The 12,782-nt window shown below is 66.7% G+C and carries 12 protein-coding genes; 8 read left to right on the top strand and 4 right to left on the bottom strand.

The window, feature by feature from the left end; genetic code table 11:
* Nucleotides 1–19: 19 nt before the first annotated feature.
* Complete coding sequence (locus RF640_RS05120) at nt 20–808, bottom strand: WecB/TagA/CpsF family glycosyltransferase (protein ID WP_368826926.1); 789 nt, start codon at nt 806–808, stop codon at nt 20–22.
* Between the two features lie 351 nt (nt 809–1,159).
* On the opposite strand from RF640_RS05120, the gene RF640_RS05115 reads away from it, so the two are divergent.
* Nucleotides 1,160–2,644 (top strand): sugar transferase, encoded by a 1,485-nt coding sequence (locus RF640_RS05115; RefSeq protein ID WP_368826924.1) that lies wholly within the window; start codon nt 1,160–1,162, stop codon nt 2,642–2,644.
* A 78-nt stretch (nt 2,645–2,722) separates the two neighbouring features.
* Here RF640_RS05115 and RF640_RS05110 read toward each other — a convergent pair whose 3' ends face one another.
* Both RF640_RS05110 and RF640_RS05105 read right to left on the bottom strand, forming a co-directional pair.
* The gene (locus RF640_RS05110) at nt 2,723–4,420 is read right to left on the bottom strand and encodes a sensor histidine kinase (protein ID WP_368826922.1); all 1,698 of its coding nucleotides are present in this window, start codon (nt 4,418–4,420) and stop codon (nt 2,723–2,725) included.
* An 88-nt stretch (nt 4,421–4,508) separates the two neighbouring features.
* Nucleotides 4,509–4,877, bottom strand: coding sequence for a hypothetical protein (locus RF640_RS05105; protein WP_368826920.1), 369 nt, complete (start codon nt 4,875–4,877; stop codon nt 4,509–4,511).
* Nucleotides 4,878–5,489: 612 nt separating this feature from the next.
* On the opposite strand from RF640_RS05105, the gene RF640_RS05100 reads away from it, so the two are divergent.
* The gene (locus RF640_RS05100) at nt 5,490–5,960 is read left to right on the top strand and encodes a hypothetical protein (protein WP_368826918.1); all 471 of its coding nucleotides are present in this window, start codon (nt 5,490–5,492) and stop codon (nt 5,958–5,960) included.
* A 225-nt stretch (nt 5,961–6,185) separates the two neighbouring features.
* Entirely contained in the window at nt 6,186–6,602 is a 417-nt protein-coding gene (locus RF640_RS05095) for a VOC family protein (RefSeq protein ID WP_368826916.1), read from the top strand.
* A gap of 66 nt (nt 6,603–6,668) precedes the next feature.
* On the opposite strand, the gene RF640_RS05090 is transcribed toward RF640_RS05095, so the two are convergent.
* A complete protein-coding gene (locus RF640_RS05090) occupies nt 6,669–8,267 on the bottom strand; it encodes a Mur ligase family protein (RefSeq protein WP_368826914.1) in 1,599 nt (532 codons plus the stop codon).
* Between the two features lie 291 nt (nt 8,268–8,558).
* Here RF640_RS05090 and RF640_RS05085 point away from each other — a divergent pair, with 291 nt between their 5' ends.
* From RF640_RS05085 to RF640_RS05065, 5 genes are all read left to right on the top strand, one after another.
* Nucleotides 8,559–9,020 carry a hypothetical protein gene (locus RF640_RS05085; RefSeq protein WP_368826912.1) on the top strand — a complete coding sequence of 154 codons (462 nt, stop codon included), beginning with the start codon at nt 8,559–8,561 and terminating at the stop codon, nt 9,018–9,020.
* A 302-nt stretch (nt 9,021–9,322) separates the two neighbouring features.
* The gene (locus RF640_RS05080; protein WP_368826909.1) at nt 9,323–10,861 is read left to right on the top strand and encodes a sugar transferase; all 1,539 of its coding nucleotides are present in this window, start codon (nt 9,323–9,325) and stop codon (nt 10,859–10,861) included.
* A 98-nt stretch (nt 10,862–10,959) separates the two neighbouring features.
* The gene (locus RF640_RS05075) at nt 10,960–11,394 is read left to right on the top strand and encodes a thiol-disulfide oxidoreductase DCC family protein (RefSeq protein WP_368826907.1); all 435 of its coding nucleotides are present in this window, start codon (nt 10,960–10,962) and stop codon (nt 11,392–11,394) included.
* Nucleotides 11,376–11,843, top strand: a complete 468-nt coding sequence (locus RF640_RS05070; RefSeq protein WP_368826905.1) for a hypothetical protein — start codon at nt 11,376–11,378, stop codon at nt 11,841–11,843. Before RF640_RS05075 ends, RF640_RS05070 begins: the two co-directional genes overlap by 19 nt.
* Nucleotides 11,840–12,754, top strand: coding sequence for a hypothetical protein (locus RF640_RS05065; RefSeq protein WP_368826903.1), 915 nt, complete (start codon nt 11,840–11,842; stop codon nt 12,752–12,754). Before RF640_RS05070 ends, RF640_RS05065 begins: the two co-directional genes overlap by 4 nt.
* Nucleotides 12,755–12,782 lie beyond the last annotated feature (28 nt).

Here is a 12,782-nt window from a genome sequence, read left to right as displayed (position 1 = left end):
GCCCTCGCGGCGGGTCGGCTCAGGCGACGGCACTCCGTCGAACAGCCTTGGCCGCCAGGAGGTAGGCGAGGATCCACGGCTCGACGACGTACCGGTGGCCCAGCCGCTTCGGCTGCGTCACCAGCCGGTACGCCCACTCGAGCCCGATGGGCCCGAGCCAGCGCGGCGGCGGCTTCTGGATGCCGGCGTACTCGTCGATCCCGCCGCCGACGGCCGCGTAGATCGCTGTGGGCAGCTCTTCCCAGCGCCGGCTCAGGAACTCCTCCTGCAGCGGCATGCCCAGGCCCACGATGACGAAGTCCGGCCGGAACTCCTGGAGGGACCGCACGATGTGGTCCTCGAGCACGGGGTTCCAGCCCTCCCCCGGCCAGCCCTCGATCCGCCCGGCTGACGCGTCCCGCCGGAGCAGGTCCACCGTGCGGGCATTGCCGGCGGATGTCGCGCCGACGACGGCGACGCGCCGCACCGGGGTGCGACCCATCAGGCCGGGCAGCCAGTCCAGGGTGCCGAGACGGTGCCGCTTGGCGCTGAGGTCGCGCCCGGACCGCCACTTGGCCAGCTTCAGGACGGGGAAGCCGTCCGTCAGCACCACGTCGGCCTTCTCGTAGAAGGCGCGGAACGTCGGATTGACCTCCCACGTGTAGAGGCTGTGCAGGTTGTGGGCCAGGACGGCGGCCTTGCGCCGCTCCTGCCACGTGCCCGAGATCCACCGGTGCAGCTCCTCGGCGTCCATCGGCGTCACCCGGACACCGCTGACCGGGATCTCGATCGGGTCCGTGCTGCGGTCACGGGACTGGTGCTTCAACATGCGAACTCCCCCTGTGCTGCGCCTCTGCGGCGCCTCGCTCCCCCGCCGGGACCCGGGAACCGGGCCGGCCTCTCGAACAGGGAGCGCCGTCCGTGGTGCGGCGGGATCCCCCCGGATCCCGCCGGCGGACCGGCACCCCTGCAGCGCACGTCTCGCGACCACCAGCCCTGGGGACCGGCGAACATGCGCTTGCATTTACGCTAGCAAAGAGAGTGGAGCATCCACCCCTCGGGACTGTCCCCTGTTAAGCACCTGTTTGCATCGATGTGCACTTGTAAAGTCATCGATGGGGGCCGGAACCACGCCGGGGGGCGTAGGAGGAGTGTTCCGGCCCCCGCACACTCGGGGGGAGTGAACAACGTGCTGAAGAAGAACATGTCCGTGCGCCCTGCCGCCTGGCGGGAGACCCACATCGGCAGCCTGCGCCGCGTCGACGCGATGGCACTGGCCGTGACGCTCGTGCTGACGCAGCTCGTGCGCTTCGGTTTCGAGCAGGAGACGCTGGTGACCGACCGGATCACCGTGCCGTACTGGCTCGTGGGCACCCTGCTCGGCGGGGCCTGGTGGGGCTGGCTGGAGCTGCGGGGAGCCCGCGACGTGCGCCTGATCGGCTACGCCGTGGAGGAGAACCGGCAGGTGGTGTCCGCCACGCTGGTGCTCTTCGGCGCCCTGGCGATCCTCTCCTACGTGCTCAACGTGCCGATGGCCCGCAGCTACGTGGTGATCGCCCTGCCGCTGGGCACGGTCCTGCTGCTCGCGGGGCGCGGCCTGGTGCGGCGGGGGCTGACCCGCCGCCGGCTGGCCGGCGAGGCGATGTCCCGAACCCTGGTGGTCGGGCGCGTGCCGGGGGTCGTGGAGATGCTCAAGTCCCTGCAGCAGAACCCCGCCGCGGGCTTTGACCCGGTGGCCGTCTACGCGCCGTCGTCGTCGCGGGTCCTGCCGCACCACCTGGCCCGGGTGGCAGTGCCCCAGAACACGCTGCCGGCCGGAGAGAAGCCGAGCGTGGAGGGGATCGTGGCCGCGTGCCGCGCCCACCGGATCGAGACCCTGGTGATGGCCGCGTCCGCGCCGCTGAGCTCGGAGGAGGTCCGGCACCTGTCCTGGTACTTGGCCGACGAGCGCATTCGCCTGGTCCTCGACACCGGGCTCACCGATATCGCCGGCCCGCGCATCCACACCCAGCAGATGGCCGGACTGCCCCTGATCCACGTCTCCACCCCGCGGCTGAGCCGCTCCCGGCGGATGCTCAAGCGGCTGGTCGACATCGTCGGCGCGCTCACCGCGCTGGTGGCCCTGTCCCCCGTGATGCTCGTGCTCGCCGCGATCGTCAAGGCGCACGACGGCGGGCCCGCGCTCTTCGCCCAGGAGCGCACCGGCCTCGACGGGACGACCTTCAGGATGCTGAAGTTCCGCTCCATGTACACCGACGCCGAGGAGCGCAAGGCCGAACTCATGGCCGCCAACGACGCCAAGGGCGGGGTCCTGTTCTTCATGGCCAACGACCCCCGGGTCACCACCCCGGGGAGGTGGATGCGCAAGTACAGCCTCGACGAGCTCCCGCAGTTCCTCAACGTCCTCAAGGGCGAGATGTCCCTGGTGGGCCCGCGCCCACCGCTGCCCTCGGAGGTCGCCCAGTACGAGGAGCACGTCCACCGCCGGCTGCGGGTCAAGCCCGGCATCACCGGCCTGTGGCAGGTCTCCGGACGGGACGACCTGGACTGGGAGCAGGCCGTGCGCCTGGACCTCTACTACGTGGAGAACTGGTCCCCGGTCCAGGACTTCGTGATCCTGCTGCGCACGGTCAAAGCCGTGGTCGCCAAGGAAGGCGCGCACTAGTCAGGAGTGGGTCCTGCCGGGAGACCGGGCACCTCGAGGAGTCGCCTCATCCTGTGCGAGCAGGCCCGGGTCCGGAACTCATGCTCCGGCGGCGGCGCTGCGGTCGGCGCCGCGTCGTCCGATCTCGGCGTCCGGGGCCACGTCCTGGGGTGAGGTCATCGGCAGCGTCAGAATGAACACGGTGCCCTCTTCCAGGGTGCTGTGGCAGGTCAGGCTTCCGCGGTGCTGCTCGATGATGGCCTTGCTCAGGGCGAGCCCGATGCCCAGGCCCGGGGTGGTGCTCATCCGGGCGGTGGCGCCGCGGTAGAACTTCTCGAACACCCGGCGGACGTCCTCCGGGGACATGCCGTGGCCGTGGTCGATCACCTGCACCTGCGCGGTGTCGCTCAAGTGGGTCCCGAGCACGAACACCGTGCTGTTGGCGGGCGAGTACTTGATGGCGTTGGAGATGAGGTTGTCCAGCACCTGGCGCATGCGCACTGGGTCGCAGTCGACCACCAGGGTGTCCGGCGCCCAGGCCTTCACGGCGATCCCGGACCGATCGGCGTGGGGCTGGGCTGCCTCGGCGGACTGCTCGAGCAGCGCCACGAGATCCGCGGGGACGATGTGCAGATCGGCGGCGTCCCGGTGGGAGTTCAGGAGGTCGTCGACCAGGCTCAGCAGCTGGTCGGCGTTGCGCTCGATCACCTCCAGGCCGGCCAGCGCGGAGGCGGGCAGCCGGTCGTCCATGGCCAGCAGCTCGGTGTAGCCGCGGATGGACGTCAGCGGGGTGCGCAGCTCGTGGGAGATCCCGGCCACGAACTCGTCCTTGGCCTGCAGGGCATCCACGAGCTCGGTGACGTCGCTGAAGGACAGCACGGATCCCTCCGCCCGCCCGCGCTCGTCGCGCATGACGCGGGCAGTCACGGACAGCACCTGCTGAGCGGGGGCCTCCCCCACCCGCACCAGGTCCGAGGAGAAGGACTCCCCCGCCACCGCGCGGGCGATCGGCCGGGCTGTGGAGGGCAAGGGGGCGCCTGCCCCGTCGTACAGGATCGGGAGCGCCGAGGACGACGACGTGCGCGCCAGGCGCTGCTGGGCGTGGGCGTGCAGGTGCCCGTTGTTGGTGAGCAGAGGACGGCCGGTTTCGTCCAGGGCCAGCACTCCGACGTCCACCGAGTCCAGCACGGTGCTGAGCAGGCGCTCCCGGCGGGCGCCGGCGGCCAGCAGGTGGCGCAGCTGCGCGTCCTTGGCCTCGGTGCTGTTGGTCAGGATCTGGGCCATGGTGCCGATGGCCAGCATCATCAAGGGGATCAACAAAGGGCTGCCCAGGGCGGTGAGGGTGACCGGCCCGGGGCGCAGCAGCGGCGGCACCCACAGCATCGCCACGGTCAGCAGCGCCCCCAGCGGGGCGGCCGCCCGGGGCAGCTGGGCCGAGGCGACCAGCCAGAGCACGGGCAGGGCCGCCAGGAAGGGCACGCCGAGGACCTGCGGGAACAGGCCCTCGAACAGGAGTCCGATCGGCACGAAGTCCAGCACCGGGATCACCAGGTAGGAGCGGTAGGGCAGCCGGTCCCAGGGGACCAGGGCGCACGCCAGCGTCAGGGCGAGGGTCAGTCCGCCGGCCCACCGCACCAGGGGGTCGGCCAGCAGAGGTGCCTGGACGACCGCGAGGACCAGGAAGAGCAGGAACGTGGTGACGGCCTGGGGCAGCTGGCTCACCACCACCCGCCCGCGCAGGGACAGCTCGTGGAACTGCCACGGGACCGGTGAGGGGTGGGCTGCGAGGGGGTCCACGACAGGGCTCTTCCGACGGCGAGGGGCGCCACCCCGGGGGTAGGTGACCATCGCAAATGCTAGCGCGTCGGACCTGCCATGGGACCGCTCAGGCGGCCGGGATCAGCGCGCCGTCGGCCGCACCAGGGCTCTCGGGTTCGAGGAGCACCGCTCGGCCCACCTCGTGATCGGCCACCACGGACAGGAGATCCACGCCGTGGAATCCGGTGATCCGTCCGTGGCTGATCTCCGCCTCGTGCTCGGTGTCCAGCAGGCAGGAGGGGACCAGCTCGACCGGCACCCGGTAGTCCGCCCACACGTAGGTGTGCCCGGGGAGGCGCCGGCCCTCGGTCATGGACTCGAGCGCGGCCTCGAGACCCGGGTCGTGGCCGGAGGGCAGCTCATAGGAGAACAGGCGGGCCCACTCCACCGCCCCGGTGGGAGCGGAGGCGGTGAGGATGCTGAGGGTCACGGTCATGGTGGGGTTCCTTCCGGGACGCTGCGCGGACCGGCGGAGGCACCTGTCCTCCCCCAGCCTCCGTGAGCTGGGTAACAGGGGGATGTCCCGCACCTGCCAGCTTCCCGTGCCTTCGCCGCCCTGCGCGGGCGTGCGGGCTGGAGACCCATGGATCAGTACTGGTGGGAAGGCAGATGATCCCAGCGGCGCCGTCACAAAGAGCGCCGAACCGTCATAGTACTGATGGTCGCCTGGGTCCTCAGTGGGGCGCGAGGAGTCCACCTGTCACACCATCGGGGAAAGTCGGCTGCACTGGTCAGCGGATGTTCGGGTATCCCACAAAGCATCGATGACGTGCAGGAATACAGGTGACTTACCGGTCACTAACCAGCGAGTGCCCCGAGGTGCAGACCATCCTGTGGCCCCACCCAGGCCACCCCGCTGAAGGAGAAAGAGGGCCCGGCGGAACAATGCCCTGTTGCCGTTTGTCCTAGTCGGACTCTTGAACCCCGCGCAAATCGCCTTCTACCGTGGTGTCACCCGGTTCTCAGGGAAGGCCTGTCTCACAGGCCTGGACACATTCTCTTTCGCGCGCATGGCAACTTCTTCGTCATGCCCTTTTGAGGGGACATCATGAACGATCTGCAGAAGACTCTCGCCGGTGCGGCCATCGCGGCCGCCCTCCTCGGAGGCTCACTCGGTACGCCCGCGTTCGCGGGCGGGGACTATGACCACGAGTCTAAAGGTGATTACGAAGACAAATCCAGTGATGACTACGAGAAGGACGAAAAGGACGACGAGAAGGACGACGACGAGTACGACGTCAAGAACTGGTACCACGACGAGAACGAGAACGGCGAGAGGGACGACGAGGAGAAGTACCACCACGAGCACGTCTGGCAGTACGACGGCAAGCACTGGTTCCACGACGAGAACGAGAACGGCGACAAGGACGAGGACGAGCAGCACCACCACGAGTACACCTGGGAGTACGACGACAAGGCCGACGACGAGGATGAGGAGGAAGACGAGAAGAAGGACGACAAGGCTGACGAGGACGAGGACGAGAAGGATTACCACCACGCTCACGACCGGAAGCACTGAGACCCGGACGACAGGGGCAGCCAGGGCGCTCCCCTCATGAGACGCAGGAGCGCCCCACCCGTTGCGCGGGTGGGGCGCTCCTCCGTCACAGGTCTGGCGGATGCGATCCAGGAGCAGGGGCCGGATACTGGTCGGGCGGAGCCTCCTGCTCCACCCTGGGCACGGCCTCATCACGGTCGGACGCTGCCTACCGTGGGAGGTGGAACCGCGCGAAAGGGATGACGGATGAGCGACTACCCGCACTTGCAGACCACCGTGCTGGACGCGACGGACGTCCGGGGGCTGGCGGAGTTCTATCGGAAATTGCTGGGCTTGCAGTACCGGCCCGGGGACGAGCCGCAGGCGGACGGTTCCGCGGACGACCACGACTGGCTGGTCCTCACGAACGCGGACGGTGCACGGCAGCTGGCGTTCCAGGCCGTCCCCGCCCTGCCCCGGGTGACGTGGCCCGACGCCTCGGGCGTCGCGCAGCAGCTGCACCTGGACCTGACCGTCCAGGACTCGGAAGCGCTCGAGCTCCAGCGGAAACGGGCCCTCGAGCTGGGCGCCGAGCAGCTGCTCGACCGCGCCGACGACCCGGACGAACCGCTGTACGTGTTCGCCGATCCCGCCGGGCACCCGTTCTGCATCTTCGTCGCGTAGGCGCGGACAGAACTCCACTGCAGAGCCGGGCCGCGCCGCTGCCGCTCTGAGCGGCAGGCTGTGCCGTCAGAGGCCGGGACGAGGAGCGTTCCTGGCGAGAGTGATCGCGGCCGCTGCCGCGAGGACCTCGTCGCGGTCCACGAACGGCACCCGGCTCCCTCGCGGGCCGATCTCCATCCACTGCTCGTGCCCCCTGCCGTTGAGCACCACCGTGCCGTCCGGTCCGGCCGTCTCGAGGGCGAAGCGGATGGCCTCCCGCCGGGTCGGCAGCTCGACGACCTCGGGCACGGGCAGACCGGCGGCCCGCCGGGCCGCTGCACCGGAAAGGACGCCCCGCATCACCGCGGCGCGGATGGCGGCCGGGTCCTCCGTGCGGGGGTTGTCGTCCGTCACCAGGACCACGTCGGCGCCGGACCCCACGGCCGCGACTCCCGCGGGCTCCCGTTTCGTGGGGTCGCGGTCCCCGCCGGAGCTCGCGGTGACCACGAGCCGCCCGCGCGTGCGCGCCCGCAGTGCGGCCGCGGAGGACGCGAGCGCGTCCGGGGTGTGGGCGAAGTCGACGACGACGGTCGGCCACCCCGGCCCGAGGTCCACGTGCTCCATCCGGCCGGGAACACTCACCGGCCCGTCGAGAGCAGCAGTCACCTCGGAGGGCGACAGCCCGAGCTCGAGCAGCATCAGTGCGGCCACCGCGGTGTCGGTCCGGTTGTGCTCACCGGGCAGCGGCGTCCGCAGCGCGAGACTGCCGGCCGGGCCCTGAAGGAGGAACGCGTCCTCGACCCGCTCCCCCGCGATGTGCCACTGCGCGTCCACCCCGGGATCATTGGCCAGGCTCACCACGGGCACCCTGCGGCGGCCGGCCAGGTCGCGGAGACGGCGGCCGGCGTCGTCGTCGACCACCACCACCGCCCGGGACGTGAACTCGGGGCTGAAGAGACGTGCCTTGGCGGCGAAGTAGGACGCCATGTCCCCGTGGTAGTCGAGGTGTTCGTGGGTGAGGTTGGTGAAGGCGACCACGCTGTAGTGGATGCCGTCCACCCGGTGCTGGTGCAGGGCGTGGCTGCTGACCTCCATGACGCAGGCGTCGTTGCCCGCGTCCCGCATCTGCGCCAGCAGCTCCTGCAGCAGCGGGGCGGCGGGGGTGGTGACCGTGCTGGGCCGGCGCCGGTCGCCCACCACGGTCTCCGGGGAGCTCAGCAGCCCGGGACGGCGGCCCAGGCGGGCCAGGGCCGCCTCGACGAGATAGGCGGTGGTGGTCTTCCCGTTGGTGCCGGTGATCCCCAGCATCGTCAGGTCCGCGGCCGGGTGGCCCTGCAACCGGGCCGCCACCGGGCCCAGCGCGGCGCGCGGATCGTCGACGACGACCACCAACTCCTCCGGCGACCGACCCAGGAGCTGCACCCCACGGCGGTCGGTGAGCACCGCGACCGCACCGGCTTCGAACGCCGCCGCGGCGTGCCGGCCGCCGTGCCCGCGGCCGCCCTGCCGCGCCACGAAGAGGTCGCCCGGGCCTGCCTCGCGGTGGTCCTCCACCACCCGGCACACCACCGGGTCGTCGAGCACGTCGCCCGTGGCGATCGTTCCCCCGATGTCCTGCACCAGATCGGCGAGGAGCACTGCTCCGGACGACGACGGCCCGCCCCGCGCCCGCTCAGGAGGATTCACCGTTCCAGCGTATCCGCGCCCGGGAAGTCATCAGTACACGTATGAATTCACGCAGTCCTACTCCGGCCGGCAGAGCGGCGCGTGTGGCCCCCGACACACTCCGGAAACACCGCCTGGACAATGGTCTATCCCGAACCACTCTCCGCATAGGAACAAGGGGCTGACAATAGACTTTTGTCCGGTCCGATGGGGACCATGTGGGGACAAGAAACGGCCCTCACTAGGGCCGTTGCCCCGATACGCTCGGAGGACCCGAAGATCCGTACCCCTCGACGGACAAGAGAGAATCCGATGCGCACCTCCCCCCTTGCCACTGACGTCCAGCACTACCTCGAGTCCTGCTCCCCCGCGGGTCTCACCCTTCTGGAGCTCGACATCGTCGAGGACGTCGCCGAGCTCACCCTGGCCTTCACCCCCGAGGCCCTCGACCGCGTGCTGCGCACCCAGCTGCGCACCGCCGGCACCCCGAGCGACTGGGACTGCCCGAAGGCGTCCATGGAGGTCGGCACCCCCACCTGGGCCTACGCCCTGGAACTGGCCGACCTCTTCAACGACCACTACTTCGCCCACGTGGTCCTCGAGCGCCACGAGGCCGCCCTGGGCGAGATCCTCGCCACCCACGGCCACGAGGGCACCCCCGTGGTGATCCGCCCGGCCTACGCCCCCAGCTGCCTGGCCCTGAACCTCCGCCGCCTCAAGGCCGAGTACCTCCGCAACGCCGGCCACGCCGCACCGGAGGCCCGCGCCGCCTGAGCGGCTGGCACCACAATGCCGCCGTCCCCCGAGTGGGGGACAGAGAATGGCACCGTCACCGTCGGGTCGACTTCCCCGCCCGACGACGTGATCCCCGTCACCACTAGGCACGACGCCGTCCCGCGAATTCTCGGCACAGGCAAGTGCAGACGCAAACATCCTTCGTCATAGAGCCGGTTTCATCGATTTGCGCCACTAAACTGGCGACAAGTGCAACGCAGCGCGCGGTCCACCGTCTCCCCCACGGGCTGGGAGGAGATGCCCCAGGTGGCCGCGTGCTTTTTCGGGGAGGGAGCACCACCATGCTCAAGGTCAACGAGATCAGCCGAGCGGACGACCACCGGCGTCCGCAGCTCAACAGCACACGAACCACCGCTCGCGACGCCGCGTCCCGCTCCGGCTGGCGCTCCGCCTACCTCACCCGCATGCGCTGGGCCGACGGCCTGGCCCTGCTCGTCACCCTCATCGGCGCCCATCTGCTCCGCTTCCAGCTGGAGAACGCCGGTCTGCACCTCGGCGGAGACATCTCTGTCCCCTACTGGATCGTGGGCGCTGCTCTCGCTGTGTTCTGGTGGATGCACCTGGGCGCCCGCGGCGCCCGGGACGTCCGCCTCATCGGACACGGCCTCGAGGAGACCCGGCAGGTGGTGCACTCGAGCCTCATCCTCTTCGGCGCTATCGCGATCATCTCCTTCGGCTTCGACCTCCCCACGGCCCGCAGCTACGTCCTGCTAGCACTCCCCCTCGGCCTGGGGTTCCTGATCCTCGGCCGCTTCATCGTGCGGGACCGGCTGGTCAAGGCCCGCTACAAGGGCGAGGCACTGTCCAAGACCATGGTGGTGGGCCGGCTGGCCGGCACGTGCGACCTCATCAAGTCCCTGCGCCAGCACCCGACCTCCGGGCTCGACGCGGCTGCCATCTACGTCCCCGAGACCCGCAAGCCGATCCCCGCGGAGCTGCAGCGCATGAGCCTCCCGCCCAATGCGCTGGCCCCGGGGGCGCGCCCGACCGTGGAGGGCATCGTCGATGCCTGCCACGAGCGCGACATCGAGACCGTCGTCCTGTCCTCCAACGTCCCCCTGGGCACCACGGAGATCCGCCACCTCAGCTGGCAGCTCGCCGACGCCCACATCCGCCTGGTCATGGACACCGGGCTCACCGACATCGCCGGCCCCCGCATCCACATGCAACAGGTGGCAGGCCTCCCCCTCATCCACGTGGCCACCCCCAAGCTGAGCCGCAGCCGCGCCATGACGAAGCGCCTCATGGACATCCTCGGCTCCGGAGCCGCCCTGCTCGTCCTCTCCCCCGTCCTGCTCGCCCTGACGCTGATCGTGAAGACGCACGACAAGGGCCCCGCCTTCTTCGCGCAGGATCGCATCGGCCAGGACGGCAGCCGCTTCAAGATGCTGAAGTTCCGCAGCATGCGCACCGACGCCGAGCAGGTGCTGCAGCGCCTCAAGGAGCAGAACGAGGGCGCCGGCCTGCTGTTCAAGATGAAGGACGACCCCCGCGTCACCGCCCCCGGCAAGTGGATGCGCCGTTACAGCCTGGACGAGCTCCCCCAGTTCCTCAACGTCCTCAAGGGCGAGATGTCCCTGGTCGGCCCCCGCCCCCCGTTGCCAGCGGAGGTGGAGCAGTACGAGGACTACGTCCACCGCCGGCTGCGCGTGAAGCCGGGCATCACCGGCCTCTGGCAGGTATCAGGACGGTCAAACCTGGACTGGGAGCAGTCCGTTCGCCTGGACCTCTACTACGTGGAGAACTGGTCACCGGTGCAGGACATGCTGATTCTGGGCCGCACGCTCAAGGCTGTAGTTGCCAAAGAAGGCGCGTATTAATGGCGTATAAGTAAAGTCCGGCACAGCGTCAACGAGAAATTAACGTCATTTAAGCTCAGTTGAACCAACTTACGGCAAATCCCATAAATTTAACATTGGTGAAGTGCTTGGGAAAAGCAAACGTCAGGCATCTCAGTCAAAAATACTCGATAACGTCCAGGAGATCATCCGTGAAGCAAACACTTATATACGATGCCGACTGCGGTTTCTGCACTCGGTCCGCCGAATGGCTGGCCAAAACGAAGAGAGTGCAAATAATGCCGTGGCAACAGCTTAATGATTTAAGCACACTGGGGCTTTCTGAAGAAAAGGTGAGTAGCGCCGCCTACTGGATCGACGAAAACGCCAAACTCCATGCAGGGGCCTCAGCCATAGCTCAGGCACTACTCGTTAGAGGCGGGGTTTGGGCTGGAGTGGGACAGGCCATTTTGGTATCACCGGTCCTTGTTCTCGCTAATGTCGCCTACAAATTCATTGCAAAAAACCGGCACGCCATGCCAGGAGGCGGTGCCTCATGTCGAATTCCAAAATAAGCCGGAATCTTATAGTAGTTGCGCTTTTTGGTTTGTTTCTCGTCACCCAACTAGCAATGTCGTCGATTGTTGATCCTGAACCATACCCGACTATTCGCATGCCGGGGTTTGGGGCTGCACCTGACTCCAACGGCATGTTCGACACGAAAGCAGTCGACATATCTATCCACTATGAAGATGGCGTAACTATAAACCCTCACGTAGCCGATGTTATGAGGGGATTCAGATACTCCTCTGCCACACACTCATTCAATTATGTCTTTAGTGAGTCGGAGATAAGCAGGGTGGACAAGGAAGTGGCTGAGTGGTTAGCCGCCAGGGCAACGGACTTAAGACCGCACTCCTCACCTTCGTATGTGGAGATATGCTGGTACAGTTTTCAGTTGGACATTAGTACCGTGGAAGAAGTAGATGCGACGCCGTGTGAGCTAAGAAGGGTCAACCTGTGATCAGCGCAGCGCAATGGATATCAATCCAATTGGACTCTCTCGTCGGCAAGTACGCCCCTAATGCGGTTTATCTTGGCGTCCTACGAATAATTTACGCTTTACATATACTACTATTTCCCGTTGATTATCAATGGGTTGGCTCCGTACCTGCGGCGTTTTTCAACACCCCGCCCGGTCTGTTAGCCCACATAAGCGAGCAACCTTCAGCGGTAACTTTGACTGCTCTAGAAATTGGACGGGGACTTCTAGCGGTGCTTGTCCTCGTCGGTTACCGGACAAAATTGGCTTCCGTCCTCCTGGGCTTGTTTCTAATATACGGGGCTGGCTTTACACATTCTTTCTCTAAAATTGATCACTTTATTTTGTATGACCTTTTTCCAATTTTCATGGGGCTTGCTGGGTGGGGGTGCAGGATATCGCTAGATTCAAGGCGTAACTCCAAAGAAAGTACCCGCGGTCTACCCATGTTTTTGTGGGCACTGACAGTTGGTTTTGCCTTGTTAACTGCTGCCATTCCGAAGGCACTAAAGGGTTGGCTAGATCCTTCCAGGGAAGCGAGTCGCGGATACATAGCCCGTGACGTAATTGATGGTTATGACCCTGGACTCCTGTCTAATTTTTTGCTAGAAATTGACTCGTCACTCTTCTGGAAGTTTTTGGATTACGCTACTCTTGTAGCCGAGGCTGGGGTTATTTTTGCCATTTTTTCCCCCGCCTTTTTTCGTGTTGCCGTCATAGTCATGCTCGGATTTCATATCGGGGTTTATCTTTCATTGGGTATAAATTTCTCGCATTATTTCCTAATTTATGCCGCATTCTTTGCGTTTCCCGTTCGCTTTTGGTTTCGCGCTCAAACCAATTGTTCAAATGTCCGCCCTCATTCCTCGCGAATGTCAAAATTAAATCTCTGACTGAATTGAAGCTGACAAAATAATGGAC

The organism is Kocuria sp. CPCC 205231 (assembly GCF_040980965.1).
Taxonomy (GTDB): domain Bacteria; phylum Actinomycetota; class Actinomycetes; order Actinomycetales; family Micrococcaceae; genus Kocuria; species Kocuria rosea.
Note: the sequence above shows the minus strand (reverse complement) of the source record. Positions and strands in the feature narration are given on the sequence as shown.

Coding starts and splice junctions, on each gene's coding strand:
- RF640_RS05080 (WP_368826909.1), top strand. CDS start 9,323: ATGCTCAAGGTCAACGAGATCAGCCGAGCGGACGACCACCGGCGTCCG.
- RF640_RS05070 (WP_368826905.1), top strand. CDS start 11,376: ATGTCGAATTCCAAAATAAGCCGGAATCTTATAGTAGTTGCGCTTTTT.
- RF640_RS05095 (WP_368826916.1), top strand. CDS start 6,186: ATGAGCGACTACCCGCACTTGCAGACCACCGTGCTGGACGCGACGGAC.
- RF640_RS05100 (WP_368826918.1), top strand. CDS start 5,490: ATGAACGATCTGCAGAAGACTCTCGCCGGTGCGGCCATCGCGGCCGCC.
- RF640_RS05105 (WP_368826920.1), bottom strand. CDS start 4,877: ATGACCGTGACCCTCAGCATCCTCACCGCCTCCGCTCCCACCGGGGCG.
- RF640_RS05085 (WP_368826912.1), top strand. CDS start 8,559: ATGCGCACCTCCCCCCTTGCCACTGACGTCCAGCACTACCTCGAGTCC.
- RF640_RS05120 (WP_368826926.1), bottom strand. CDS start 808: ATGTTGAAGCACCAGTCCCGTGACCGCAGCACGGACCCGATCGAGATC.